This window comes from Stieleria varia (assembly GCF_038443385.1).
GTDB classification, from domain to species: Bacteria; Planctomycetota; Planctomycetia; order Pirellulales; family Pirellulaceae; genus Stieleria; species Stieleria varia.
Genome location: NZ_CP151726.1, coordinates 161,845 through 186,258, shown reverse-complemented (window position 1 = coordinate 186,258; position 24,414 = coordinate 161,845). Strand labels below are relative to the sequence as shown.

The 24,414-nt window shown below is 54.6% G+C and carries 27 protein-coding genes and 1 pseudogene; 14 read left to right on the top strand and 14 right to left on the bottom strand.

Annotated elements, in window-relative coordinates; genetic code table 11:
- Window positions 1–56: 56 nt before the first annotated feature.
- Window positions 57–146: pseudogene (locus Pla52nx_RS00790) on the bottom strand (PhnA domain-containing protein); the annotation flags it as partial.
- Between the two features lie 463 nt (window positions 147–609).
- On the opposite strand from Pla52nx_RS00790, the gene Pla52nx_RS00785 reads away from it, so the two are divergent.
- The 3 genes from Pla52nx_RS00785 to Pla52nx_RS00775 all read left to right on the top strand — a co-directional run bounded on the left by Pla52nx_RS00785 (window position 610) and on the right by Pla52nx_RS00775 (window position 1,920).
- Window positions 610–1,080, top strand: coding sequence for an SRPBCC family protein (locus Pla52nx_RS00785; protein WP_146517667.1), 471 nt, complete (start codon window positions 610–612; stop codon window positions 1,078–1,080).
- A 92-nt stretch (window positions 1,081–1,172) separates the two neighbouring features.
- On the top strand, window positions 1,173–1,550 hold the full coding sequence (locus Pla52nx_RS00780) for a VOC family protein (RefSeq protein ID WP_146517666.1): 378 nt from the start codon (window positions 1,173–1,175) through the stop codon (window positions 1,548–1,550).
- A gap of 19 nt (window positions 1,551–1,569) precedes the next feature.
- Window positions 1,570–1,920, top strand: coding sequence for a YciI family protein (locus Pla52nx_RS00775; protein ID WP_146517665.1), 351 nt, complete (start codon window positions 1,570–1,572; stop codon window positions 1,918–1,920).
- 250 nt (window positions 1,921–2,170) lie between these two features.
- On the opposite strand, the gene Pla52nx_RS00770 is transcribed toward Pla52nx_RS00775, so the two are convergent.
- Window positions 2,171–2,554 carry a hypothetical protein gene (locus Pla52nx_RS00770; RefSeq protein ID WP_146517664.1) on the bottom strand — a complete coding sequence of 128 codons (384 nt, stop codon included), beginning with the start codon at window positions 2,552–2,554 and terminating at the stop codon, window positions 2,171–2,173.
- Between the two features lie 164 nt (window positions 2,555–2,718).
- Window positions 2,719–7,734: a beta-propeller domain-containing protein gene (locus tag Pla52nx_RS00765; RefSeq protein ID WP_146517663.1), complete on the bottom strand. Its 5,016-nt coding sequence runs from the start codon at window positions 7,732–7,734 to the stop codon at window positions 2,719–2,721.
- 364 nt (window positions 7,735–8,098) lie between these two features.
- On the opposite strand from Pla52nx_RS00765, the gene Pla52nx_RS00760 reads away from it, so the two are divergent.
- Window positions 8,099–8,731: a hypothetical protein gene (locus Pla52nx_RS00760; RefSeq protein WP_146517662.1), complete on the top strand. Its 633-nt coding sequence runs from the start codon at window positions 8,099–8,101 to the stop codon at window positions 8,729–8,731.
- Between the two features lie 1,173 nt (window positions 8,732–9,904).
- On the opposite strand, the gene Pla52nx_RS00755 is transcribed toward Pla52nx_RS00760, so the two are convergent.
- Together Pla52nx_RS00755 and Pla52nx_RS00750 are read right to left on the bottom strand one after the other, a co-directional pair.
- Window positions 9,905–10,051 carry a hypothetical protein gene (locus Pla52nx_RS00755; RefSeq protein ID WP_197454142.1) on the bottom strand — a complete coding sequence of 49 codons (147 nt, stop codon included), beginning with the start codon at window positions 10,049–10,051 and terminating at the stop codon, window positions 9,905–9,907.
- A 170-nt stretch (window positions 10,052–10,221) separates the two neighbouring features.
- Window positions 10,222–10,389 (bottom strand): hypothetical protein, encoded by a 168-nt coding sequence (locus Pla52nx_RS00750; RefSeq protein ID WP_342190194.1) that lies wholly within the window; start codon window positions 10,387–10,389, stop codon window positions 10,222–10,224.
- Between the two features lie 105 nt (window positions 10,390–10,494).
- Here Pla52nx_RS00750 and Pla52nx_RS00745 point away from each other — a divergent pair, with 105 nt between their 5' ends.
- On the top strand, window positions 10,495–10,677 hold the full coding sequence (locus Pla52nx_RS00745; RefSeq protein WP_342190321.1) for a hypothetical protein: 183 nt from the start codon (window positions 10,495–10,497) through the stop codon (window positions 10,675–10,677).
- Between the two features lie 181 nt (window positions 10,678–10,858).
- Here the strand turns inward: Pla52nx_RS00745 and Pla52nx_RS00740 are convergent, their stop codons facing one another.
- Complete coding sequence (locus Pla52nx_RS00740; RefSeq protein ID WP_342190190.1) at window positions 10,859–11,026, bottom strand: hypothetical protein; 168 nt, start codon at window positions 11,024–11,026, stop codon at window positions 10,859–10,861.
- Between the two features lie 105 nt (window positions 11,027–11,131).
- On the opposite strand from Pla52nx_RS00740, the gene Pla52nx_RS00735 reads away from it, so the two are divergent.
- Window positions 11,132–11,734, top strand: a complete 603-nt coding sequence (locus Pla52nx_RS00735) for a hypothetical protein (protein WP_342190320.1) — start codon at window positions 11,132–11,134, stop codon at window positions 11,732–11,734.
- Here the strand turns inward: Pla52nx_RS00735 and Pla52nx_RS00730 are convergent.
- From Pla52nx_RS00730 to Pla52nx_RS00720, 3 genes are all read right to left on the bottom strand, one after another.
- The gene (locus Pla52nx_RS00730) at window positions 11,702–11,956 is read right to left on the bottom strand and encodes a hypothetical protein (protein ID WP_197455169.1); all 255 of its coding nucleotides are present in this window, start codon (window positions 11,954–11,956) and stop codon (window positions 11,702–11,704) included. The two genes, Pla52nx_RS00735 and Pla52nx_RS00730, sit on opposite strands and share 33 nt — an antisense overlap.
- Before the next feature lie 116 nt (window positions 11,957–12,072).
- Window positions 12,073–12,327, bottom strand: coding sequence for a hypothetical protein (locus Pla52nx_RS00725; protein WP_197455169.1), 255 nt, complete (start codon window positions 12,325–12,327; stop codon window positions 12,073–12,075).
- 111 nt (window positions 12,328–12,438) lie between these two features.
- On the bottom strand, window positions 12,439–12,606 hold the full coding sequence (locus Pla52nx_RS00720; RefSeq protein ID WP_342190319.1) for a hypothetical protein: 168 nt from the start codon (window positions 12,604–12,606) through the stop codon (window positions 12,439–12,441).
- 106 nt (window positions 12,607–12,712) lie between these two features.
- Between Pla52nx_RS00720 and Pla52nx_RS00715 the strand changes: the two genes are divergently transcribed.
- The 3 genes from Pla52nx_RS00715 to Pla52nx_RS00705 all read left to right on the top strand — a co-directional run bounded on the left by Pla52nx_RS00715 (window position 12,713) and on the right by Pla52nx_RS00705 (window position 13,897).
- A complete protein-coding gene (locus Pla52nx_RS00715) occupies window positions 12,713–12,868 on the top strand; it encodes a hypothetical protein (RefSeq protein ID WP_231742878.1) in 156 nt (51 codons plus the stop codon).
- On the top strand, window positions 12,865–13,440 hold the full coding sequence (locus Pla52nx_RS00710; RefSeq protein WP_146523813.1) for a DinB family protein: 576 nt from the start codon (window positions 12,865–12,867) through the stop codon (window positions 13,438–13,440). Before Pla52nx_RS00715 ends, Pla52nx_RS00710 begins: the two co-directional genes overlap by 4 nt.
- Before the next feature lie 145 nt (window positions 13,441–13,585).
- Window positions 13,586–13,897 carry a four helix bundle protein gene (locus Pla52nx_RS00705; protein ID WP_146523814.1) on the top strand — a complete coding sequence of 104 codons (312 nt, stop codon included), beginning with the start codon at window positions 13,586–13,588 and terminating at the stop codon, window positions 13,895–13,897.
- Window positions 13,898–14,008: 111 nt separating this feature from the next.
- Here Pla52nx_RS00705 and Pla52nx_RS00700 read toward each other — a convergent pair whose 3' ends face one another.
- A complete protein-coding gene (locus Pla52nx_RS00700; protein ID WP_342190317.1) occupies window positions 14,009–14,179 on the bottom strand; it encodes a hypothetical protein in 171 nt (56 codons plus the stop codon).
- A gap of 105 nt (window positions 14,180–14,284) precedes the next feature.
- On the opposite strand from Pla52nx_RS00700, the gene Pla52nx_RS00695 reads away from it, so the two are divergent.
- Together Pla52nx_RS00695 and Pla52nx_RS00690 are read left to right on the top strand one after the other, a co-directional pair.
- Window positions 14,285–14,467, top strand: a complete 183-nt coding sequence (locus tag Pla52nx_RS00695; protein WP_146523815.1) for a hypothetical protein — start codon at window positions 14,285–14,287, stop codon at window positions 14,465–14,467.
- Window positions 14,468–14,690: 223 nt separating this feature from the next.
- A complete protein-coding gene (locus Pla52nx_RS00690; protein WP_342190318.1) occupies window positions 14,691–15,317 on the top strand; it encodes a hypothetical protein in 627 nt (208 codons plus the stop codon).
- Here Pla52nx_RS00690 and Pla52nx_RS00685 read toward each other — a convergent pair.
- Window positions 15,286–15,456: a hypothetical protein gene (locus Pla52nx_RS00685; RefSeq protein WP_342190317.1), complete on the bottom strand. Its 171-nt coding sequence runs from the start codon at window positions 15,454–15,456 to the stop codon at window positions 15,286–15,288. The genes Pla52nx_RS00690 and Pla52nx_RS00685 overlap by 32 nt on opposite strands.
- Before the next feature lie 105 nt (window positions 15,457–15,561).
- On the opposite strand from Pla52nx_RS00685, the gene Pla52nx_RS00680 reads away from it, so the two are divergent.
- The 3 genes from Pla52nx_RS00680 (at window position 15,562) to Pla52nx_RS00670 (ending at window position 17,991) form a co-directional block, all read left to right on the top strand.
- The gene (locus Pla52nx_RS00680) at window positions 15,562–15,711 is read left to right on the top strand and encodes a hypothetical protein (RefSeq protein ID WP_197455171.1); all 150 of its coding nucleotides are present in this window, start codon (window positions 15,562–15,564) and stop codon (window positions 15,709–15,711) included.
- Between the two features lie 12 nt (window positions 15,712–15,723).
- The gene (locus tag Pla52nx_RS00675) at window positions 15,724–16,125 is read left to right on the top strand and encodes a hypothetical protein (protein ID WP_146523817.1); all 402 of its coding nucleotides are present in this window, start codon (window positions 15,724–15,726) and stop codon (window positions 16,123–16,125) included.
- A gap of 1,464 nt (window positions 16,126–17,589) precedes the next feature.
- Window positions 17,590–17,991, top strand: coding sequence for a hypothetical protein (locus tag Pla52nx_RS00670; RefSeq protein WP_146523818.1), 402 nt, complete (start codon window positions 17,590–17,592; stop codon window positions 17,989–17,991).
- 563 nt (window positions 17,992–18,554) lie between these two features.
- Here the strand turns inward: Pla52nx_RS00670 and Pla52nx_RS00665 are convergent.
- The 3 genes from Pla52nx_RS00665 to Pla52nx_RS00655 all read right to left on the bottom strand — a co-directional run bounded on the left by Pla52nx_RS00665 (window position 18,555) and on the right by Pla52nx_RS00655 (window position 24,325).
- Window positions 18,555–19,763, bottom strand: coding sequence for a hypothetical protein (locus tag Pla52nx_RS00665; RefSeq protein WP_146523819.1), 1,209 nt, complete (start codon window positions 19,761–19,763; stop codon window positions 18,555–18,557).
- A gap of 170 nt (window positions 19,764–19,933) precedes the next feature.
- Window positions 19,934–21,454, bottom strand: coding sequence for a hypothetical protein (locus Pla52nx_RS00660; RefSeq protein ID WP_146523820.1), 1,521 nt, complete (start codon window positions 21,452–21,454; stop codon window positions 19,934–19,936).
- 9 nt (window positions 21,455–21,463) lie between these two features.
- Window positions 21,464–24,325 carry a hypothetical protein gene (locus Pla52nx_RS00655; protein WP_231742880.1) on the bottom strand — a complete coding sequence of 954 codons (2,862 nt, stop codon included), beginning with the start codon at window positions 24,323–24,325 and terminating at the stop codon, window positions 21,464–21,466.
- Between the last annotated feature and the right edge of the window lie 89 nt (window positions 24,326–24,414).

The following is a 24,414-nucleotide window of genomic DNA, read 5'->3' as shown; positions in this document are numbered from 1 at the left end:
TGGACGGAGACAGCTGGCAAAGTATTACACAACACCACGACGAACATGCGGGGACATCAGGCTTTCTTGACGAACTCAGACTTCAGCGATATCGCCCCAATTCCATCGATCTTGCAGTCGGTGTCGTGATCGCCATCGACGTCCCTACTGCCGGCCCCCAGTGAGCCTCAGGCGTTGGCCGTGGGCCTCAGGCGGATTGTGGTGCCCGCCCACTGTGGTGCCCGCCCACTGTGGTGCCCGCCCACGGCTAGCGCCTGAGGCTCACTTTGATTGCAATGCATGGAAAAAAAACATGGACTGAAAAAACAATGTCAACACCAAACGTTATGTAACACGTTGTCATTCGCTCTATAGAAGAATCCGCAAGTTCAACCGCGTTTGCGTATGCCGCCATTTTTTTGCCCAAACAATTTTTTGCCCAAACATGCCTCTGCCGTCACTTCCCGTTCCCTGAATGCCCCCTTGAGGGACAACCGGTCGATGGAATTGACTCAAACACACTGACAGAAGCAGTGATGGAGGTGGAAAAGATTGGAAATCGATGTCGAACCCACGGCTCCCCGTTCGACTATCCATCAAACAGCCGTTAACAAACTGGAGAACCGTACCATGACTGATTCATCGAGCATCGTCCACCTGCATCGCGTGCTGCGTGCCCCTGCCGAACGTGTCTACAAGGCATTTCTAGATGCCGATGCCTTGTGCCGGTGGCTGCCGCCGTACGGTTTTCTCGGAAAAATTGACCGATTTGACGCCCGAGTTGGCGGCAGCTACCACATGACATTCACCAACTTTGAGAATGGCCATAGTCACAGCTTTGAAAGCAAGTTCGTCGATCTCGTTCCCCATCAACGCATTCGCGTGGCCGACAAATTCGATGACCCGGGTTGGGCGGCCGATATGACCAAGACGATCACATTGCGAACGGTAAGCTGTGGTACCGAACTGGAGATTTTGCACGAGGGACTCCCCGAGTTCATCCCCGCTGAAATGTGCTATCTCGGCTGGCAAGAGTCTCTCATCCAATTGGCACATCTTGTCGAACACGAGATGCCGCGCGATACAGAAACGCCCGCGTAGCTTCTTTCCTGATGCCTTGAGCAGCCCGCCCCTTGGGCAATGGATGACAGGCTTGATTCTATCCCAAGTAACCCCTTAGCCGGAGATTGATGATGACTCGCAACCCCGTTGTCTGGTTTGAAATTTATGTTCAAGACATGGAACGTGCAAAGAAATTCTACGAAACGGTCCTCCAAGTTGAGCTGACGCAACTCGATTCGCCGGATCCTGAACTCGAAATGCAGGCGTTTCCCATGAACATGGAAGCCGGTGGCGCCTCGGGCGCATTGGCAAAGATGAAGGATTGTCCGTCCGGCGGGATGGGCACGCTCGTCTACTTTGCGTGCGACGACTGCGCGAACGAGGCATCGCGCGTGGAAGCGGCTGGCGGCAAAATTTGCAAACCGAAAATGTCGATTGGCCAGTATGGTTTCATTGCTTTGGTGAATGACACCGAAGGCAACATGGTCGGCCTGCACTCAATGCAATAGCACAGGAAACGAGAGCAAGATGAAGTACATCCTATTGATCTATTCCGAAGAGGGAGTCTGGCCGCCGGACGAACTGGCAGTCGCTCGCGACGAGTCAGTTCAGTTGTGTCACGAACTGGACAAACAAGGCCACTATTTAGGTGCAGCGCCATTGCATCCTGCTTCCACAGCGACTTGCGTTCGAGTTCGCGACGGGCAACGCACTGTATCAGACGGACCGTACGCGGAAACAAAAGAACAATTGGCGGGCTATTTCCTGATCGACGTTGCCAGTCTCGACGAGGCGATCAGGGTGGCGGCCAGCATTCCCGGTACCCGACGTGGCACAACGGAGATTCGGAGCATCATCGAGTTGCCCGGCATGCCGTAGATGGCACTCCGGCCTCAGTCACCTCCTCTTGGACGTCACATCTCGCACCACTCCTTTTGGAGAGCGTCCCGCATAGAACGCGGCGGAATCACCGTATTAAGCGTGAATCTGCATCGAATCCCCAGCAGCTCGACGTATCTAAGCGATGACGCTACCGAACGCCCTGAGCCGCGACGCGTCAGCGGACGGGTCTTGCACGCATCGAGCATCCATTTCAGAGCGTAAAACCCGTGGCCTGACGGCCAGCGGCTCAGGGTCTATGACACCACCGAGCGTTTGATAACACCACCATGCGAAGCGCTTCGCTCTTTTTAGCGACTCGGTTGGGAGCCCTCAGTCTGGTGCGAGTTGGTAGCGGGCTTTGCAAGCACTTCAGAACGGTCGCCGGCATTCCTGTGCGGTGGACGAGCATCGCAGTCGCCAAACCAAACGTCGCTTCCGTCTGACTCGCCGCATCCGTGAAAGGGAAATGACAAGCTTCGGCAAAAATCATGAAAACACAGGTCACTTGTCGAACAACGTTACCGATCAGCTGACCGGGCGAAGTGACTTGTCTCGCCTGAGTGCCTTCGAGCGCCTTGGCCAACATCAGATCACAGAGTTTGACCACTTTGTCATATTTTCGTTGAATCAAATGGTCGGGTGTGACGTTGCGGTGAATCACTTTCTGGCGGTGGGCGCAGTCAAGCAATCGGCTGCTAGGTGATTGACAGCGGAGTAGATTGAAACAATCCTCAAGCTGAACACCGAACACGATGCCCGACCCCGCGACGCTCCCTCAAGGCCCTGGGGCCGCGTCTATTGGCCAAGAATGCGAGTGCGGTTGTCGCAATAGAATGGATTCAACCGCATCGGCTGACCACAGCCGCATCGGACTTCGGTGTTTCCTTCTTGCACCTGCATGATGGTGCCACAATGGGGGCAGCGAACGGTTAGACGGCGATCCCAGCTTCCGAATCCGCCACGCTCATTGGCTCGCCAACGGACGGTCGGTGTGAGGAGAGCCGGTTCTGCTTCAGGGACTCCCTCGAGCTTCAGGAACTCCAGTCCGTTTGTCGTCCCAAGGACAAGCTCGTCCGCGAAGACAACCGCCCTCGGCGTGCCTTGATTGGTTCGGTAACTCACCGTGTGCGAGAACCCTGATTCGGCACACTGAGCATTCATCGACAGCAGATTCAGGTAGCCGTCATCGCCGCAGGAAGCAATCCACCTTTGATCATTACGAAAAACGATGCAGCGACAGATACCATCATGGATTCCGAGGAACTCTGGTTCAGCGTTGTGATCGACTCGGATAATGGAGACGGAGTTTCGATTGGCCGCCGCAATCCATTGACCGTCTGGCGACACGGCAAGTGAAAAGAGCCTTCCATTGGCGACACGCATGGTGTCGAGTGATTCGCCGTTGAACACGTTCCAAAGGGTGATCCGACCGTCGGGCCCTGCGGTAGCCGCTCGCCAACCATCTGGCAAAGCCGCGATGCAATCGACCGAGTTGGCTCCGCTTGGACGCCGCGAGAAAAAAACGTCTTCGTCCTGCGCGTCACGGCAAGCAAACGTCGCGGTAAAGCCAAGCAGGTCCAATGGTGGCGTTCTCCAAACGCTGGCTGGCGTTGCTGCCTCGACATTCCAGCCAATGACGACACCTTCGAGGCTTCCACAAAGAACGCCTGCCCCATCCGTGATGCAATCGAGACTCACAGGACACTGGTCTGCTTGCTCGAACAGATCTTTGCCAAAAGTCGTGATATTGGTACCGGTATCGGGATTCCAAACGGAGATGTTCTTGTCTTTTCCCAACGAGACTAAATGACCGGTATGAGGCTGAACCCCGAGCGCCAAGACCGATCCGTCATGCGCGTTAATCGAAAGCCTTGATTTCCGTGAAGAGACATCCACCAGTTTTACCCGGCCTTCGGTATCACCGACAGCGATGAAGTGGTCGGTTAGTTTTGCCATGGAGGTGACCTGATAGACGTCACGACTCGCCTTGACGTTGCGAAGATCCTCGGTGCTCCAGACTTTCACCGCGCCATCCCATGAAGTCGAAATCAAACGCTTTTGGTCATCGCACAAAAAGAGATTGGTAATTGCCCGCGAATGGGATTCTGATTCACCCGTACATTCCTTGGTGGCAACATCCCAGACGCAAATTCTCTTGTCGAATCCACCGGAAATCACTGTTTGTCCGTCAGACGTGATCGCCAATCCGTTTACCGTGCTGTTGTGAATTCGCAGTTCTGCTTGACACTTCGGTTCACGCAAGTCCCAAACACGGACGGATCCATCTTTGCTGCCAGTCGCTGCCCAATTGCCGTCCGGGGTAACACAGGATGCAAATACGGGACTTTCATGACCGCTGAGTTCTGAAACGCAGTGCAATGATCCAGTCGACCAAAGCTTGACGAGGCAGTCGTCTCCACCTCCGGTGATCAAGCTCGCCCCATCAGGAGAAAGTGCGAGGGTCGTGACATCGCTATGTGCGGAGCACTTGTTTATGATGATCCGACTGCTGACATCAATCCAATAGAGCGTCCCGTCGAGATCTCCCGCGATCGCGAAGCGTCCCGAATCTTCGATCGAAACAGACGACAATCTACCATCAAATGTGCCAACGACACGCTCAAGATGGTTGTCCGTAAAATCCCAAATCCATGCAAAGTAGGCAGCAACGATGATTGCCTTCGCTCCATCTGGAGTCATTGAAAGGCGCACGAGATGGCCCTTGATCTCCAATTCGACAACATCGAGGACTTCGCCTGTGTGGAGGTCCGCCCTTCGAATCGAATCATCTCGACCTGCCATCAGCATGAAACGCCCGGTCGAGTCTACACTTGCGGCGTCGATTCTTGGGTAGAACGCTGTGGTCATGCAGGCGGCGGACTGTAGCAACGAAGGTCGATTCAGTAATCGCACCCAAGGCTCGTTCGGCCATTTACCCTCTTCGAGAAGCCGCTCAACGGATTCTACGACAGAGCCCGAGTCTGCACTGTTGTGAGCCAGCTGATACACCGATTGTCTTGCGTTGCGGAGATCGCCAAGGAATCTGTGAAGAAATGAAGACCAGTCAGCGATGTTCTTTTGGCCATTTGAGTTACCGCCCCAACTCGCCAATGCACGTTCGTAGTCATGCAGCAAGTCGTACGATAACCCGCAGTTCCTTTTGCACTCGATAAATCCTGGGTGTCGAAGTAGGCATTCTAATTTGAGCCAGCACTCTGCATGGGTTAATTGCCATGCGATCTCGTCCATCCCGCGAGTCAGACTAGAAATCTCGGTTGAGGTTTGTCGTTGCGATTGTTTGCAATCATTGGAATCACTGACGAATTTGCCCGTCCCAAAGTAATCCGCCAGCGTCAGGTGGAATGCTCGTTGATCACTCGCACCATGGCTCGAATCGGATTCTCGTCCTACTTCTGCATCAACCCAATCGGCGACCTGCCGGTGATACCATGTGAGGACACTCGCCCCCGGTGCTAAACGTTCTGTCAGAAACGGGTTCAAGTCAAAACGGAGTCGAGCCCAAATCGCAATGGGAATGCGTTTAGGCCGGCGATGCATTCGATGTCCAGTGGCAAGGCTCTTCCGAAGCAGGGCGCGACGAAACTCTCGATCCTTAAATAGCACCTCAAGTATCTCTGCTTCACGAAGGCCCCGTCGCGCGGCGGCGAGATAAGCTAGCACGCGACGCACCAATAATGGTCCGTGGTTCACTTTCAGACTAAGACGTGCAAAGAATTGTTCTAGCAACGCATCAACAGTATCCGGCAAGTCGCTGTTTCGATCGTCGTAGGAACGCCACAGCCGGACATCCTCGAACAGGAACTTCAGAAATAGAGGGTGAAGAGAATTCTCGTTCGCCGTCAGTCGGCTCTCGATTTGATTGCGCTGAGTTGTCTGGTAGTCACGATTCCCATCCAGCGTTCGTCCTGCATCTCGCAGCCACACATCAAAGAACAATCTCTTTGCCTGTTCGATCAAAAGCGGTCCAAGCCGGTACATATCCTTGTTGATCAGCCCTCGATGGTTGAGTATCGCGAAGGGCTGTCCGGCCGGATCATCCTCGGCTCGATCGGCTAAGCAGGATACGACGACCTTGACTTGCTGGGGCAAAAGGTTCGTGGGCCCACCAGGAAGCCAATTGAGTTGCAAGCCGGAATCGCAATCTTCCAATTGGTCGAGCCCGTCCAGAAAAAGGATGATTGATCGGCAGGCATCCGACGCGGCCACAAGATGTTGCCGGAACTCCCGCTGCAATTCAGCAACTTCCTGGGGGACAGGTGCATCCAACGGATGATCTTGGCGAAGCTCAAGGCATAGATTGGTAAGCAAAGATCGCAAATCTGATGACTGGGGAGTCACGCCAAGAAAACGGATGATGTGGCTTTGATTCGGTGGCACTACTTGAAATGCCTTCGCCATCAAGGCCGTTTTTCCGCAACCAGAGTCCCCGTAAAGTACAAAAGGCTGTTTCGAATCACTCTGCAGATACTCGGCTATCTTCTGGAGTGGACCATCCGGCTCATTTCGGCCAACGAAGTTGGCTGTATGGTGCTCTGCGATCCGCCTGTGTTCTTCTCGCTCAATCTCCAACTCGCGTTCTGGAGAGATCTTACCAACGGGCGTATCGGACGCCGTCAACGGGCTGTCGGACTGCGATGTGCTGGCGACTCGGTGGGCAGATTCCTTCCAATCGTCCATCTGTTGCTGAATGATTGGCCACAGCGTGTCGTTGACCAATTTGTCACAGAAAGCCCTCATGCCATGTTTGGTACCGTCGGCGACGGCTGGGCCATTTGCTGCATGCGTCAAAATCGAAGTGGGTAAGTTCACAATCGCGTCTTGCCCGAGACGTTCGCGGAGTGCTGTCTTCAATGCCTGCTGAGCCGCAGACGCATCAGAGTCGATATCACCTTCGCGCGTGAGATCAAAGAAATCTTTGGCTCGGCTTCGGCCATAGCGAATGTCACAACTGTCAAACTCTCGAAACAACGCGATAACATGCTCGCCGGCATTGGGAACTGAAAACGCTCCCGCCCAGATCTCCTGTTCCGTTGCGGAACCTTGGAACCGAACGATCTGAGGCACCGCGCGTTTCGGACTTTGCGGATCATGGACCTCTGAAAGATGATGCTGCCAGTCCATGTCGAGAAACCGTTTTGCGAGCTGCGTGGGTGGAAACGCGGCATTGATGATTGCCCACAACATCTCTTGGACATCGCACCAGTCGTTCGTGTCGGTCGGCGGCTTCGCCGACGTTTGCGTGTAATCCCGCCCGTCACCGAGGTCCTGCCTGCGCGATTGCAGGATGTAGTTGAGCGTCGTGCGATCGGAGTGGTTTTCGTGGGGACTTCTGATCAGAACATTGTGATCACATCGGTACCAATCTCGGAGAATCTGCTCCGGCGACTTACCGTGGATGCTGGGACTTACACTTCCCTGCTCGTGGACGGATTGCGCCGCAGCAACCAAGAGGTCGAATTCTTGCTCCGAAATCTCTTCGGGCAGCGGGCGCCAGCCGTAGCGGTTGCCCAATAGGATGAGAAAATTAGGCTGGGGCGATACGTACTGCGAACGCCGTACTTCCTCAAAGCAGATTTTCATTGTTCGATGATCAAGGCCCGCTTCCGTGGAAACACCCCATCGCAAATCGATCGCCTGAAAATGAAAACCTTCTCCAAGGCACCGTCGTTCCAACTCGGTGAAGACATAACGGTGCAAGGCATTGCGTTCGAATCGAAAATCCGAGAACGTTGAGCTTACGAAGACACGAATGACAGGGCGTTCACGTTTTCTGATTCGTATCGTTTCCATGGTCCTGCTCAACGTGATCTAGTGAACGTGGCCCTGAGGCTGGCGACATCGATAGTGTCTTCGACACAAGATAGCGTATTGGCATTCGTCTCGTTGATCTACGATCAAGTGGATTTGCACGCCGTGTGTTTGGTGTTCACCGGTAGTGCGTTGGTGAATCACTGGTCGAACGGTTTGTGCTGCTTACGTCGAATCGAAACCATTGTCGCCGGAAAACACGAGACGAGAACCAATCGGCGCCGGCTGTTTTCGATCGCGCAAGAGAATTTCGGAAAATCCTGTCACATCTCGGGTGTTGGCACGCTCAGCAGAGTGTCACACCGACAAACCAGTTTCCTCTGCAACGCCGAAAGAAAGAACGACCATGTCTCGGACCTTACTCAATGCTCTGATCGTCGCCGCAATCGCCGCCGTCGGCTTCGCCAACACGGCTTCCGCCGACCTGATCATGAACCGATCCGGCGGCGTCGTCCGACTTCAATCAAACGTCGCGGGAGCGAAAGAACGCATTCGCTTGACGGAGTATCAAGGCCAATACGACGACTACATGATCATCGAGTACGCCGTCGATAACGGGCCGTTCCAAGTGGTCAACGCCTACGGCCTATCCAGCTTTGTCTACGTTGAGTTTGACGGCGACGACGATCGGGACGAATTCTACAACCTCACCGCAAAGCCCTCTATCGCCTACAGCTACGGCGGCAACGACATACTCTACGGGGGCAGTCGATGGGATTACCTGTATGGTGGCGAAGGCAAGGACTTCCTACGTGGCAACAACGGCAACGACATCCTTGATCCAGGCGACGACCCACTTGAAGGCGAAGTGATCGGCGGACGCGGTCGAGACCAAGCACGCATCGCCGTCTTCTATCTGGTTGATTGGAACTTGGTCCCCGTCAGCCAACAATTTGAAGACGGAAACGACGTTGCTCCATCCAATACCACCGCCAACGCCGTCTGGATGACGATCGCCCAATACATGAGCTACTTTTAACCGTCCTGCCTTGCACAACTCTCTCACTTCGAGCCCTGACGCCTACATCGGTGTTGGGGCTCGATTCCGTTGGCAGATACTCAACTTCACTGGCGAAAGCATCTCATCACGTCGATCAACGCAAGCAAAACGCATCCCGCGACCGATCGTTGACCCAAATCACCAAAGGGGCCAGTGACATCCACTCCAGCAAAGTGCCCTGTCCCTGTAATCCCTGCACGAGTTGGAGTCCAGGCTTCAGCCGCTCAGCACTGCACTGGGCACTGCACTCCCCAAGCCACCCCCACCTTCCCCCGAAAAATCCTGGCAACCCACGTGGCAGCGTCTCTCGGGACGTGCGGTCAACAATTGTCGCTCGACTTTCCAAGTCGATAGCGTTCTCCGCTGTACGTTGTCGACTCGGAGAGTCGAACGACAATCCGCAAGCGGGAACTTATTCATCGCAGAGTCTCTCCGAGACGCTAACCCGGCGAGCAAAGCGAGCAGTCCCCCCATGCGTCTTCAACAAACAAGCTGCACCCATCAGCCGCCACGCGATAGAGAACGTCCGGTTCTCACATCTCTACTCGGCAACCCGGCGTCATCCAACACGTCGAATCTACGTCTGATATCACACCGACGATACGCGATCTGAATTGCCACCACCAAGACAACCTCCTTCCTGCAGCAACCGATCGATCGGACTCTGCAAGCGGCCATCAAATCCCACTTCGACATGCACGTACTTCATCGTCGTTTCAATGTCCTTAGGAAACGATCCGGGGGACACAGCACTTTGCTGCGTTGGTCAAACGTGCCGATGGATGTTGACCATCGAACAAGAAAACTTCCTCTGCGTGTGACCGCTTCCAGCTGCGGAGGCAGCGACAGCATAAAGCGTGGGGCGTCAGCCCCACGTCCAACCGACAAACATCTCATCAAGCTGCGGAGGCAGCGACAGATACTGCAAAATTCGTTAGATGGTTCCCTGGGGTCAATGTGTCCACGCTCCTCCAGGTCCGATTCGGGCGTCCTGAGATTGCCTTCCGGCATTGCAGGCCCTCCCTTTTGTTGGGCAAGTTTTAGGATTGCGTAACGTCTCACACACCTCATTCAACCGCCCTCACCGCTTGCCAACGCTGCCACGCGGGAGCACCCGAGGCTAACAGCATTCGAGAAAATCGCAGTGTCGAGTCAAGATTGACGGTCAATTCGTCCGTCATCGCCATTGCGAAACATCATCACATACCTCCGCAGCCATTTGGGGAACCAGACCCGGTCGTTCTCGTCGACATTATTCTCGGCCGATGTCATCATGACCTCAAAGCTTGAAAGTGTCATCCGATTGATCCTAAGACGGTGCGTCTTGCTTCAGTTGAGTGAAAAGAGTAATATCACTCAACTTGACGAGACGAGTGTTCTCAGGTATTAACCCCTACTTGATTAGGTGATATTACCCGAAATCCAGATATATCACTGGGTGAGTAGGGTTTAACTTAGTAGTTCTGTCGTTACAGTGCTCGATTGTCGCGTGTCGATGTAGCGATCGACCACTCGAATGAGTTGGCAGATCTTGTGGCCGACAGCATGTTGTTGGCTTCGGCAATGCGTCCTCTCGCCGAACTGTTGCGCGTGAAATGGAGTGCGGTCGACCGGATGTTCGAGTCATCTGTTGCCATTGGAACACGTGTGACGGTCCGGCCTCAGCATTCGACTTCGGCCACATCGTCGGTGGGACAAAATCAGGAGCGAAACCAGGGCTCGAATTGCAGTGCGGTCCGAGCATGCGATACAATCCAATGGTCGCATCCCAGCGGTACGGTGCCGCCTCGGAAGACGACAGAACCATGCGTTGGACCGAAGCGACGCATCGGGCGGATGAACATGGAAACCACAATGGCGTCGCTCGGTCAACGCCGCCGATCAACGCGGCTAGTGATCGAGTGCAGAGTGGAGGCAGGCACTGATCAGAGTGATCGATTTGCCCACGGTCGAGTTCAACCGGTACAATGGCAACGGGCGGCGATGCTTCCCAGCCGTCGCTCCTTGTACCGCGATGATCAATGTCGATGCACCCACGCCGCGGGTGTCGTCGTTACGTACCACAAGAGACCACCGCCGCGGCTGGGTGATCTCTGCGTTCTGTCGTTACAGTGCTCGATCGTCGCGTGTCGATGTAGTGATCGACCAGTCGAATGAGTTGGCAGGTCTTGGGGCCGACAGCATATTGTTGGCTTCGGCAATGCGACCTCTCGCCGAACTGTTGCGCGCGAAATGGAGTGCGGTCGACCGGATGGTCGAGTCATCTGTTGCCATTGGAACACGTGTGACGGTCCGGCCTCGGCATTCGACTTCGGCCACATCGTCGGCGGGACGAAATCAGGCGCGAAGCCAGGGCTCGAATTGCAGTGCAGTCTGAACATGCGATACAATCCAATGGTCGCATCCCGGCGGTACGGTGCCGCTAGAGAAGACGACAGAACCATGCGTTGGACCGAAGCGACGCATCGGGCGGATGAACATGGAAACCACAATGGCGTCGCTCGGTCAACGCCACCGTTCTGTCGTTACAGTGCTCGATTGTCGCGTGTCGATGTAGCGATCGACCACTCGAATGAGTTGGCAGATCTTGTGGCCGACAGCATGTTGTTGGCTTCGGCAATGCGTCCTCTCGCCGAACTGTTGCGCGTGAAATGGAGTGCGGTCGACCGGATGTTCGAGTCATCTGTTGCCATTGGAACACGTGTGACGGTCCGGCCTCAGCATTCGACTTCGGCCACATCGTCGGTGGGACAAAATCAGGAGCGAAACCAGGGCTCGAATTGCAGTGCGGTCCGAGCATGCGATACAATCCAATGGTCGCATCCCAGCGGTACGGTGCCGCCTCGGAAGACGACAGAACCATGCGTTGGACCGAAGCGACGCATCGGGCGGATGAACATGGAAACCACAATGGCGTCGCTCGGTCAACGCCGCCGTTATGCGGACGAATCACTCGACAAACTTGTCAGCGATGTCGTTTAGCTCTCTCCCAAGATTGTTGATCGCATCAAGCAACGTGCTACCATTCCCACCCTCTGCCGTGTGTCCGATGCTGTTGTCAATCGACTGTGCAATAAACGCTCCCGCAACCATGATCGCATCTGCGATTGCCGCCGCATCTAGCGACACATCATCGCTAAAAGATGAACGCACTTGGTTCATGCACTCTGGATACCATGTATCTGTAAATGACGTGATCTTCATTGATTCAATCCCAAACGCCGCATAACAATGCCGTGCAACGGAGCGGCGAAGTTGCCGTTGCACGAATGGTAAATCTTTCGTCGCCGCCCGCTGACGGCAAGCGTTATGCGGACGAATCACTCGACAAACTTGTCAGCGATGTCGTTTAGCTCTCTCCCAAGATTGTTGATCGCATCAAGCAACGTGCTACCATTCCCACCCTCTGCCGTGTGTCCGATGCTGTTGTCAATCGACTGTGCAATAAACGCTCCCGCAACCATGATCGCATCTGCGATTGCCGCCGCATCTAGCGACACATCATCGCTAAAAGATGAACGCACTTGGTTCATGCACTCTGGATACCATGTATCTGTAAATGACGTGATCTTCATTGATTCAATCCCAAACGCCGCATAACAATGCCGTGCAACGGAGCGGCGAAGTTGCCGTTGCACGAATGGTAAATCTTTCGTCGCCGCCCGCTGACGGCAAGCGTTCTGTCGTTACAGTGCTCGATCGTCGCGTGTCGATGTAGTGATCGACCAGTCGAATGAGTTGGCAGATCTTGGGGCCGACAGCATATTGTTGGCTTCGGCAATGCGTCCTCTCGCCGAACTGTTGCGCGTGAAATGGATTGTGGTCGACTGGATGCTCGAACAACTTGTTGCCATTGGATCACGTGTGACGGTCCGGCCTCGGCATTCGACTTCGGCCACATCGTCGGCGGGGCAAAATCAGGAGCGGAATCCAGGGCTCGAATTGCAGTGTGGCCCGAGCATGCGATACAATCCAAAGGTCGCATCCGAGCGGTACAGTGCCGCCACGGAAGACGACAGAACCATGCGTTGGACCGAAGCGACGCATCGGCCGGATGAACATGGACACCACAATGGCGTCGCTCGGTCAACGCCGCCGTTATTTGGCTCACGATGAAAATGTGCGACTCGACAACATGGCTCGATGCGATGCGTGAGACGGTTGCGTCCTACCGACGTATGATCGACGCCACCATCGCACAATTGACCGATGCCGAACTCCACTCGCGTCCAAAGGAGGACTCTAACTCGGTCGCGATAATCCTGCGCCACCTTGGAGGCAACCTTCAAAGCCGATGGACAGACTACCTGACCACCGACGGAGAAAAGCCTGACCGAAATCGTGATGCCGAGTTTCTTGATTGGGATGGAGACCGGCAATCGCTGATCGAGTACTTTGATCGCGGTTGGTCAGCGTTTGTCAACGCGATCGAATCAATTGACGCTGAGAACGTCGGTCAGACCATATTCATTAGGGGTGAATCGCATACAATCGCGGCAGCACTCACTCGCTCCGTAACTCATTTGACATATCACGTCGGCCAGATTGTGATGATCGCACGCATGGTCCACGATGGCGAGTGGCGCTGGCTAACAATTGCGCCCGGTTTGTCTGGCGATCACAACAACCGAACTTGGGGCACCAAGGCCAGTCGCAGCGTTTTCGCCGACGAAGAGAACGCCAAATAACCATGGGTTGCAACGGAGGCCGCGAGTTGACGTTTTTTGAAGTGGTCAGTCGCTCGCGCGGCCCCGCTGAACCCTATCGTTCGTCAGGCAAGTCGTACTCGTACTCAGTGCAACGGTACTCGTACTCGTACTCGAAAGGAGCGTGATGGCGCAACCGACTTTCGACCATGAACGACTGGACGTCTATCGCCTCTCGATTGACTACGTCGCGTTCTCATACGGCATCGCCAAAGGCCTAACCGGAATGAATCGACCGGCGCATGACCAATGGCTCCGAGCGGCCCAGTCGATTCCACTGAACATCGCAGAGGGCAACGGCAAACAAAGCCTCAAGGACAAGAATCGCTTCTTCGAAATCGCTCGCGGTTCGGCACTCGAATGTGCTTCGATCCACGATGTCTTGCGTGTTTACGAGTACGAGTACCGCGATGCTGAGTACGAGTACGATGCCCAATGACCGAACTCGGAAGGCCTGACGAACAAAGCGTTGGACGCGGAGCCGCCGGTCGCGTCGTTCTTGAAGTCAATGTTGATTGGCGGCGGCCCGGTCAACGCCAACGTTCTGTCGTTACAGTGCTCGATCGTCGCGTCTCGATGTAGTGATCGACCAGTCGAATGAGTTGGCAGATCTTGGGGCCGACAGCATGTTGTTGACTTCGGCAATGCGTCCTCTCGCCGAACTGTTGTGCATGAGATCGTGTGCTGGCGATCCAGGACTCGTATCATCATCTGTTGCCATTGGATCGCGTGTGACGGTCCGGCCTCGGCATTCGACTTCGGCCACATCGTCGGCGGGACGAAATCAGGAGCGAAATCAGGGCTCGAATTGCAGTGCGGTCTGAACATGCGATACAATCCAATGGTCGCATCCCGGCGGTACGGTGCCGCCTCGGAAGACGACAGAACCATGCGTTGGACCGAAGCGACGCATCGGGCGGATGAACATGGAAACCACAATGGCGTCGCTCGGTCAACGCCGCCGATCAACGCGGCTAGTGATCGAGTGCAGAGTGGAGGCAGGCACTGATCAGAGTGATCGAATTGCCCACGGTCGAGTTCAACCGGTACAATGGCAACGGGCGGCGATGCTTCCCAACCGTCGCTCCTTGTACCGCGATGATCCATGTCGATGCACCCAAGCCGCGGGTGTCGTCGTTACATACCACAAGAGACCACCGCCGCGGCTGGGTGATCTCTGCGATCAACGCGGCTAGTGATCGAGTGCAGAGTGGAGGCAGGCACTGATCAGAGTGATCGAATTGCCCACGGTCGAGTTCAACCGGTACAATGGCAACGGGCGGCGATGCTTCCCAACCGTCGCTCCTTGTACCGCGATGATCCATGTCGATGCACCCAAGCCGCGGGTGTCGTCGTTACATACCACAAGAGACCACCGCCGCGGCTGGGTGATCTCTGCGTTCTGTCGTTACGGTGCTCGAGCGTCGCGTGTCGATGTAGTGATCTACCAGTCGAATGAGTTGGCAGATATTGGGGCCGACAGCATGTTGTTGGCTTCGGCAATGCGTCCTCTCGCCGAACTGTTGCGAGTGAAATGGAGTGTGGTCGACCGGATGCTCGAACCACTTGTTGCCATTGGAACACGTGTGACGGTCCGGCCTCAGCATTCGACTTCGGCCACATCGTCGGCGGGACATATTCAGAAACGAAACCAGGACTCGAATTGCAGTGCGGTCCGAGCATGCGATACAATCCAATGGTCGCATCCCAGCGGTAGAGTGCCGCTAAAGAAGACGACAGAACCATGCGTTGGACCGAAGCGACGCATCGGCCGGATGAACATGGACACCACAATGGCGTCGCTCGGTCAACGCCGCCGTTCTGTCGTTACAGTGCTCGATCGTCGCGTCTCGATGTAGTGATCGACCAGTCGAATGAGTTGGCAGATCTTGGGGCCGACAGCATGTTGTTGACTTCGGCAATGCGTCCTCTCGCCGAACTGTTGTGCATGAGATCGTGTGCTGGCGATCCAGGACTCGTATCATCATCTGTTGCCATTGGATCGCGTGTGACGGTCCGGCCTCAGCATTCGACTTCGGCCACATCGTCGGCGGGACGAAATCAGGAGCGAAATCAGGGCTCGAATTGCAGTGCGGTCCGAGCATGCGATACAATCCAATGGTCGCATCCCAGCGGTACAGTGCCGCTAAAGAAGACGACAGAACCATGCGTTGGACCGAAGCGACGCATCGGCCGGATGAACATGGACACCACAATGGCGTCGCTCGGTCAACGCCGCCGTTCTGCCTTTGAGGAGGCCATGTCGTGGGTGCTGAAGTTTACCCCGTTTTCCATCCGCGAGTCCCTGCCGCGTCATTTGACGCTGACGGTAAACTCTTGTTGCGTGAACATGCCGCACTCGACAGCATCGCGCGAGAACTCAGCCTCACTCCCTTTACAGCCTTTGGCGACAACCGTGACGTTCCCGAAGACTTTGACGGCGATCCTGACGAACTTGACGAAATACTGGGTGAATGGGACGAATGGTTTTCGATTGATGATGGCCTTGAAACAATTGATGGTATGATCGCTGCGATCAAGACCGATCCCAAAATGGCTGGACGCTTCGAAGAACCCGATTGCATTTGCTCAGTTCTTGAATCACTGGCAAACTGCTTGCGGATTGCGCGTAACGAGTACGCGCAGTTTCGATTTGAAGTCAGCTAACAAGGACACGGCAGAACAAACCGTTGCACGTGCGGACTGGCAAGGTCTGATTGACGAGCGGGGGAGATCCCACCTGGGTAACTGCTAACCACAGGCCCAGTATTGACAGGCCCAGTATTGACAGGCCCAGTATTGACAGGCCCAGTATTGAGTGTTGCAGCGGCTGTATAAGACCGGTGGGCGAAGTCAGTCGTTGAAGCCCTGGCTTTCTACAACGAGGCAGGCAGAAAGGGAGTGAGGATGAATGGACTGTGGGTGGTGTGCGCGGCTGTGAACGGGAATCGCTCCGAAATTTGGTACCTGTTGGCCCCTATCCAGTGGTTTACAGTGCCCAAGGTTTGTGCATGCCCCAAGGCAGCACTCCGCGACGCGTCATTGGCGAGCTTCGTGGAGAGACCCGGAGTCGGCGCCCCGAAGAACGCTTGCTGTTCGCCTTGGTCGGCTCACGCACGCTACACATCACGTCAATCAGGTAACCGGTGAGGACCCTGAGGTTCTTGATCGACCACGGCATCCAGTCGTGCCGATTCGAGTATGCCCCAGAAGTGGAGTGAGCGACGACGACAAATGGCACTCAGGGATTCGGACGACCGAATGCTACCGTTGAAGCTTGAAAGCCAATCAAGTGGAACAAAGTCGAGTCTGATCGATCGATACTTCCAGGTTGCCAGATCGACCCAGAGACACCTCGGTGCGAGAAGTTTGGGCAAAAAAATGGAAGGGCAAAAAAATGCTCCTGTTCATTCTGATGCTCCATTCTTGGGCTTTCGCTGTCGGTTCTCTGACGCAGCGTTTGTCCGGCAGTTGCTGTAGGTCATGGTTTGCATGCCGGTAATTGTCTATCGCAAGTCGGCAACATCGGTCGTCAGCAGATGTCTTCCCCAATCCGGGCGGCCAACCGTGGAGATGGGCGGCCCGTATTTCGTCATGCACAGCATGACCTACGGTTATTTTGGTCCTGTATTTTTTTGCCCGCACATTTTTTTGCCCCAACTGTCTGTTCTGTGATTTAGCGGCCATCCATTAGGGCTGCTGTAGGCGACACCATCCGTTCATCGCAACTGGGTAGCATCGAACCTCGGCAGGAGTATTGCCCGAATCCAAGCGGTCAAGCGTGAAGGCAGGACGTGCCGTATTTTGTCATGCAGAGCATGACCTACGGTTGCTTTTCGATTGAGGGACCTGATCGCGATATCCCGGCAGCCAGTGCGTGCGGCAGACAAGTGACATCTGGAAGCCGGATGCTAAAACACGGCACGTCCGGATCTGAGAGGGGCCGGGGATCAATGCGGCATGGTTACCGTATTGTGACACCACCAGAGCAAACGGGTGGCAGACAGGGAAAACAAACCGTAACCTAAACCAAAGAGACCTCGGCCTACTCGCCGACGAGTCATGGTTGTTGAAGTGGATGATCACTTGCGGCGACCGCGTGATCGCCGCCGTCCTCCGAAGTAGATTATAATGGATGACTATGATCCGAATTCGCTACCGCATGTGGACGCGATAGAAGTCGTTGACATTCGACGCGTCGATGCGAATCGGGTCTCGCAGTACATGCAAAATGCTGTCGACGAGACCAGCGTTTGGGTTGATGGTGAATCCGCACGACCGTTTGCAGATGCGTGGCGTGCTCTCACGCCCGGTCAGTCGGCGCGATGTCACGTGCCACCGATTGGATTGCGATTCATTGTTGACGGAACCGTCTATCTTGAAGCGTCGGTCTGTTGGCGATGCAACAATCTTTTTGGCTTGTGCGGCGGAGCCGAGATTTCTTACGCGTTTGATTCCGACAGCGAACCGGCAAAGAAACTGTTTGCACTCGCGCAGGAAGCAATCGGCATTGAGATCGTCGGTGATGGTTGATCTTTCGCTCGGCCCCGGTCAACCCGCATGAGCCTTGCTTCTGGGGACAAAGCAGTTTATCGAGGATTGACCGTGTCGTCTGGGTGACAAAACGAAACGCGTCATCTGATCATCATCGCTTTTGGTCACACACCACGGGAAGGCTCACTCTCGCGGTGGACGAGCATCCCAGTCGCCAAACCAAACGTCGCTTCCGTCTGACCCGCCACATCCGCGATCTGATCCCATCGGACTAAGAAAAAACAGCAAGTTTGCCGCAATCGGTATCCTTTCTAAATTTTTCGCCACAGCGCCGCCGCTTGCTTCACGCGAGCACCCTCCCTCGCATTCGCCTGAACGGCTAAACGCGACCTCCCCCAGATTTCTTGGGGGAGGTGACACGGGGAGTAGAACGGTGGCACGAAAAAGACGGGTCAATGCCGAACTTTGAGCGATCCAGCGCATGCTTCCTGCCGGATCGTGTTTGGCGAAAAGATTGGAAAGAGACCTCGAACCGCTGTCGTATCAGCTCGACGCGTTCGTGTTATCGCGTGAAGCCGTCGGAGGGAGGAGGCGTCGGGGTGCTATCGCTTTTCTACCGTCATCAGGATCTGCGTTTGCATGTTTACTTCTGTCGGAGGATTTTCACCAACCACTTGAGTTGCCGATGCGGTGGATGTGAATCGAACCAAGTGGCCTGCTTGCAAATCGTAAAGGTATTCTCCCGTGGAGTCTTCGCCGACGATTTTTAAGGAGCTACCCTCAGGGACTTGATCAATTCGGGTTTTCTGACTGGATGTCACAGCGTGGAGAATCTTATCAGCTTGCTGCTGAGCACCCTTATACGTGTATTCGTTTAACCTCGTGATATGAACCCCCGAGAACTCTTTTGGTTCCTCGCTCTGCCACTGATCACCTGGAGAGACTGAACCCTGGGGCGTCTTCATCATGAACGAGGTGGCGTGTTTTTCGAGAGTCAGATTACCGATCAGATTGAGTGACCGGAGGCGTTCGGGCGGTTGAACGTTGGACACTTCTCCTTGGGGACTGACCGTTCGAGGAACCGCTTGCCCAATCGCCGGGCGAATGTTCGCACCCAACGTCTCGTGTTTCGACGTCACATCTTCCTCGTTGGTATCGAAAATGAAAACGTTTCCTGGCGATTCAACTTCGATCACCATCCTGGTGATCGCCGATTCGATCGTAGCGTTTCCCGCCGGATCCACATCCGTCACCTGCCACCGCTCCCAGATACTGACATTGCTTTTGGTCGATACATCGAGCGTGACATTGCGTGTGATGTCTGAGTTCTTGGTGAAAACCTCAAAGTGATCTCCGACACCGAAATTCCAACGCAAAATGGGATTGATCTGTGGTCGCCCCAGTTGCGGATGGGTCAATACAAATAGCAACGCGGTAAGTCCAGCGATCAGAGAAAGTGAGCTTCCCAAAAGAGAACCGATCAACCACAGAGGAGCCAATCGTTGCTTTTGCTGCGCATCCTCTTTGCCGGGGCTCGGCTGAGCAGGCTCGGGTTGAACCTGTGGAACGGGGAACGTTGCGGCAGGAGCCATCGGGAACGCGCTGGCCGATACTTCTGGGAACGTTGCCGCCAATGGATCGGGAAACGCTGCCGGGGAGTTCGCATTGGAGTCGAACAACGGCTCAAATGACTTGCCAAATAGATTGTCATCGGACAAATCGTGACCCGGGACCGATGCCCATTCTGAACTTGAAGCGAGAGACGCGACCTCCAACGGTGCTGACTCGGGGGGCACTGGCTCAGAGGGCATTGGTTCGGGGGGCACTGGCTCAGTAGAAAGCGGCTCAGTAGAAAGAGACTCAGGCACCGTTGCGCTTGGTATCTCAAAGGGCGCTCCACATTTTGGGCATTTCACTCGCCGTTTCTCGGATCGAGCGGTCGCAGAGATCTTGTGCCCGTTTGGACAGGAAACTGTGATTTTCATAATGAATCCTTCTCCACCTGGACCGGGTCCTGTTGAACGGTCAAAGTCATGGAGCGTTTCTGTTGCGACTGACCCAATTTGTGAATGATCGAGAAAGTATGCGTTCCGAGCTGCTGGGAGGTTGGCACCCAGGCGAGTGTCGAGCCATCAATCGTTAAACCGCTGGGAGCGTCTTCAAGTGAGAGATCACCCAACTCGCCGTTGCCGGTGAGTTGCAGTTGCCAAGGCGAATCGGCCTCAAGCTGCGTGTGATCACGCCAAGTGAAGTGCACACTTGACAGCGGAGCCAGCCCCAGCTGATCCAGCGGAAATGCAATCAGATGGCCGCGCCGATAGAACAGAAAACGTCTGTACTTGGCATCGCAGATCACGCGAGGAGATACTTCACGAGTCGGCGATTGCTCAAGGATCTCATCCCAACCTTTTGGCAGTCGGTAGGTGAAAAGCGGCTTGAGATCGTTTACCGACACAATCTCGAAAGTGAATCCGTCACTGCAGGCGAGATAGGCGGTGCCTGGCATTTGAGCTTGAGCAGGAAACGCGGTTTTGCCAATCTCCTGGAGGTCACGGTTGTAGAGCACGTTGTCGAACGCAACGACGTCGCCAATGAGTCGGATGGACGCCGAGTCAGGCCATTTTTCCGTCGAAGCGGTTGCCTTGAACATTTTGGTCGGGTCCTTGGGCCAGTATCCAAGACGCATTTGCTTGGGCTTGGGAGTCTCTGTTATGAACAAGCATTCACTGCGATCTGGAGAAACACCGAAGACAAGGCCGAAGACTGCACGAGTTTTTTCAAGCGTTTCGATATTGATTGCGATGGTATTCGAACTCCCATGCCGACCTTCGACTTTTTGAATGGGTGTGGCTAAATTATCGTATCTCGACATGCCGACTTTTTTGGCAAGAATTGTCGGGTCTTTCCGATCAACGCAATCGAACACATGGACGAAGTCGCCGAAGGATATCCTGCCGGTTTTGACGACCTTTTTGGTATGAGCATCAATCAGCATGAGATCTCGCTCTCCCACAACCAAGAAGTAGCTTTTGTCAGCGAATTTCTTGAGCCCAATGGCCTGCGGTTTGAAAGTCAGGTCGATCTCGGTCGGCGGAATGTCTTTTCCGTTGAGCTTAGAGAGATCAAAGATGGCAACATATTTCTCGTACCCGAACATTGCCATGTTGCCCGATACGTCGTCGTAAGCCCAATCGAGCGAAGACTCCCAAAATCGAAGGAAGGGAAATTTTCCTTCCAACGCGCCGGCGAGTCGACTCTTGCTGGGCGTCGGAATTTTTCGTAATTCACTCGCGGCTTTCTTTGCAATCGTCTCCAAATCCGGTTTGCTCTCGGGATCCGTTGACTTTGGGCTTGCGGACATGGTTGTCGATTCGGACGCGACCAATCCATCGGATGCCGTCTGTGTTCTTCTGCTGATGATCATCGCAATGACGAGCGTCCAAATCACTAGGGAGACCCCAGCGACCGAGAGTGACACCACAGTAAGTTTCTTTGTACTCATTACGTTCTCTTATCGCTGTTGCTGGCTGTTGGTGCTCAGTGGTGCAAAGAGCATTTTGGTCGGCACATCCACCAGCATCGCATGGAAAATCATCTGGTTGTCCTCCCGGCTACCAGCAACCACTTGAAAGGTTACCGAGATCGGTATTCCAGAGAGCTTGGGTTGAAAGTGCTCTCCCAGCGAGAGACGAATCTCGTCTCGGTAGTTTTTGGCAAACAACTCGATGTCTCGCGGAGTCAATCTCGCACCCTGCATCGAAATCTTGCGTTTGAGCGCATCGATAGCCGTTCTGTTGGAGAGGATCATTTTCACCAAGGCTGATCCATCGACTTCGAAGTCACCGGGGTTTGGCAACGGTTTGATTGCTGGGGTCTCCGGGGGCTTCGTAGTGCCCGTGTACAGACGCATGGCGCACGCGGGGTCTTGGCCTCCCGATAGGGAATAGGTGACTTTCGTTTTCCCAGTTGGCGTGATGACTAAGGGTGGGTCCCTTGGAGTCACTTTGATCGGCTCAGCGCTCGTGCTGGGCATTTCTTTCAGCCACCCCATCTCGGCTGGTCGGAACAGAAAGAAAACCCCACGACAGGTCACGCCAAGCGTTCCGGCTTCGTAGATGCACTGGACGAAATTTGTTGAGTAGCGGATTTTCTTGCTCGCGGTGAGGTGGGTGATCTTTCGTGCCAGAGGCGGTTGACCATCTGATTCCATATGGACAATGACGTCACCCGACTGGGTCTCCTCTCCCCTGAAGACGAGTTTCTTTTGCCTGGAATTGTTTCGCATTCGCCACTGAGTCTCTAAACCTGTGGGGGCGCGAGGAACCAGTGGTACGGCACCGGGGATCTCAAGCAAGTAATCCACTTTTTGGGAAAATTCATCGAGCACCGCTGGACCGATGGAGAAGCGTCCGTTGTTGATGACGCGAAGAGGTTGGTTGTCAATTCCGAGGCCGGTCGGTGGCGTGAGCGTTTGGAGATCCGGGAGCACGAACCGAAGTGTATTTTGGTTCATTGAGCCGGTCAGGCAATTTGCCTCAACCGACCAACGTAGCTGCTCACGTTCGAACTCCGTAAGACTGGGATCCAAGGGAATCGCAACGCGATGAGTTTCCTTGAGAGTCTTTGCATCGATGGTGTGAACGATGAATTCATTGTCGACCACAAAAAGCTGGTCTTCATCGCGGAGAATTCGAGGTTGCTTTGCTTCCCAAGGAAAGGGCTCGCTGACCGTCGTCTCCCGCGTTTTCGTATTGATGATCGCAAATCGTGTGGTTGCTCCCAATGAGACCACAATCGCTTCGCCGCCATCTTTGCTCAAGAAAAACCTGTGGCAATCAAACGGCAGCGACAGACCGCGTTCACTGACGACGATGTCGTAGGATTGTTCCGATTCTTTCTCGCCGAGTTTCAATTGGAAAGTGAGGCGGTGAATGCCGATCTGGTCTGGCGTGGGAGTCCACTTTAGTTTGTGGTCCAGAAACTGCACTCCGTCTGGCTTTTCGGTCAGCGTAACTTCGGTCCCTTTCCTATGGGACGATACGTCCACCGAAAGCTCCTTGCGAGGCTCAATGTAAGTTGGCAAATCATCGAGTGTGATAGAAGGTATCTCAGTGTCGTCTGGCAAGGCTGAAAACGGGATCAAGGCTGCTTCGTCGCCCGCGATCACGACGACTCGTTGATGAAGCCGATCGAGAAGTGTCTTGTAAGGGTATATATTTCCTTGAGGATTCAAACCGAAATCCGAAGGCATACGCATCCAGGTTTCATGGATGTACTCGCCGTCGCGACGGATCAGACGGAGCCTTCGATTGTCTTTGAATCTGCCGTACTTCAGAAGCACCAAGTCCCGATCTGGAAAAAAGAACTGAACTTCTGCGAGTGAATCAATGCGTTCCTTTTTTCCTTCGCCAAAAATCGGGTAGCCATAGTGATAGTATTGGTCGAGGGGATCTAAAACTCCGTCTCTCTCATCGGCATCCTTCCAGGCGCGGCCCTTCGGAAATCCCGGTGGTGCTTGCAGATGGAGCGCGAAAGTATCTTGCACTATCCTTCCCGACTCGCTGACTCCGTGAATTCTTCTCTGATAGGACGCGGAGGGAGGATCTGAGAGGGGGCGATCGAGAAAGAACCGACCATTGTCGGTGAAGATCGAAAGATCTTTCGGGTTCTTGGAGGTGTATATTTCCCTGCCAAAGACTGGGAATTGCTGCCGCAAGCCCGTCGTCTCGGGATCGATTGGCTCAAGCGTTTTCGCATCAAGCAACCGAACAACGCCGTGGGGAGCTGTGCCCAATAGTTTGGCTTCAAAGGTCACAAGAAGGGTTTGATCTTTCAGACGTTTGAATTGAACACCAGGGAGCTTGTTTGCCGGAAACGCGGAAACGTCAATCTGTTCGACCGGAGCCGTTCCATCAAACCAAGCGGATCGCAGCATGAGGGCTGGCTTGTCCGAGCCGGTGATCACGATGTCTCCGGTGCTCTCGTCCAATGCCGCTCTCACCGCAGGCATGGGAAGCTCGACGATTTTTCCTTGGAATGAGATTGATTTCGCGTAGCTCTGCGCCCGCGCGTACGATTCGTCTCGGAGTTTTTGTTGGCGTTTGTCTTCCCGTAACTTTCGTTGCCTTTCTCGTTCTTCTCGGGCCTTGATCGCCAGCTTTTCGTCCTCGGGGACTTCTTCGGCGAAGACATCAATGGTGACTGGCGGACGGTCGTTTGGATCCGTTCCCTGAGATTCAAAATCGTCGGCAAACTCGTAGCCCCGCTCTGGTTGTGGCCCAGCTTGGGTAACAGGTATCGTCGGGGGACTGGGCAGAACCAGCAACCAGATCGTGACGCTCAAACCGATCAGGACAGACGCTAGCGAGGACAATCCGGCAGCGATCGGGAGGACAGCTTTTGAGCCATTTGCGACGCGCGCGTCAGAAGCAGAAGGCTTCAAGGCCTCGTCATTGCGTTGTC

Coding starts and splice junctions, on each gene's coding strand:
- Pla52nx_RS00785 (WP_146517667.1), top strand. CDS start 610: ATGACTGATTCATCGAGCATCGTCCACCTGCATCGCGTGCTGCGTGCC.
- Pla52nx_RS00780 (WP_146517666.1), top strand. CDS start 1,173: ATGACTCGCAACCCCGTTGTCTGGTTTGAAATTTATGTTCAAGACATG.
- Pla52nx_RS00775 (WP_146517665.1), top strand. CDS start 1,570: ATGAAGTACATCCTATTGATCTATTCCGAAGAGGGAGTCTGGCCGCCG.
- Pla52nx_RS00765 (WP_146517663.1), bottom strand. CDS start 7,734: ATGGAAACGATACGAATCAGAAAACGTGAACGCCCTGTCATTCGTGTC.
- Pla52nx_RS00760 (WP_146517662.1), top strand. CDS start 8,099: ATGTCTCGGACCTTACTCAATGCTCTGATCGTCGCCGCAATCGCCGCC.
- Pla52nx_RS00755 (WP_197454142.1), bottom strand. CDS start 10,051: ATGACACTTTCAAGCTTTGAGGTCATGATGACATCGGCCGAGAATAAT.
- Pla52nx_RS00750 (WP_342190194.1), bottom strand. CDS start 10,389: ATGGCAACAGATGACTCGAACATCCGGTCGACCGCACTCCATTTCACG.
- Pla52nx_RS00745 (WP_342190321.1), top strand. CDS start 10,495: ATGCGATACAATCCAATGGTCGCATCCCAGCGGTACGGTGCCGCCTCG.
- Pla52nx_RS00740 (WP_342190190.1), bottom strand. CDS start 11,026: ATGGCAACAGATGACTCGACCATCCGGTCGACCGCACTCCATTTCGCG.
- Pla52nx_RS00735 (WP_342190320.1), top strand. CDS start 11,132: ATGCGATACAATCCAATGGTCGCATCCCGGCGGTACGGTGCCGCTAGA.
- Pla52nx_RS00730 (WP_197455169.1), bottom strand. CDS start 11,956: ATGAAGATCACGTCATTTACAGATACATGGTATCCAGAGTGCATGAAC.
- Pla52nx_RS00725 (WP_197455169.1), bottom strand. CDS start 12,327: ATGAAGATCACGTCATTTACAGATACATGGTATCCAGAGTGCATGAAC.
- Pla52nx_RS00720 (WP_342190319.1), bottom strand. CDS start 12,606: ATGGCAACAAGTTGTTCGAGCATCCAGTCGACCACAATCCATTTCACG.
- Pla52nx_RS00715 (WP_231742878.1), top strand. CDS start 12,713: ATGCGATACAATCCAAAGGTCGCATCCGAGCGGTACAGTGCCGCCACG.
- Pla52nx_RS00710 (WP_146523813.1), top strand. CDS start 12,865: ATGAAAATGTGCGACTCGACAACATGGCTCGATGCGATGCGTGAGACG.
- Pla52nx_RS00705 (WP_146523814.1), top strand. CDS start 13,586: ATGGCGCAACCGACTTTCGACCATGAACGACTGGACGTCTATCGCCTC.
- Pla52nx_RS00700 (WP_342190317.1), bottom strand. CDS start 14,179: ATGGCAACAGATGATGATACGAGTCCTGGATCGCCAGCACACGATCTC.
- Pla52nx_RS00695 (WP_146523815.1), top strand. CDS start 14,285: ATGCGATACAATCCAATGGTCGCATCCCGGCGGTACGGTGCCGCCTCG.
- Pla52nx_RS00685 (WP_342190317.1), bottom strand. CDS start 15,456: ATGGCAACAGATGATGATACGAGTCCTGGATCGCCAGCACACGATCTC.
- Pla52nx_RS00680 (WP_197455171.1), top strand. CDS start 15,562: ATGCGATACAATCCAATGGTCGCATCCCAGCGGTACAGTGCCGCTAAA.
- Pla52nx_RS00670 (WP_146523818.1), top strand. CDS start 17,590: ATGGATGACTATGATCCGAATTCGCTACCGCATGTGGACGCGATAGAA.
- Pla52nx_RS00665 (WP_146523819.1), bottom strand. CDS start 19,763: ATGCCCTCTGAGCCAGTGCCCCCCGAGTCAGCACCGTTGGAGGTCGCG.
- Pla52nx_RS00660 (WP_146523820.1), bottom strand. CDS start 21,454: ATGAGTACAAAGAAACTTACTGTGGTGTCACTCTCGGTCGCTGGGGTC.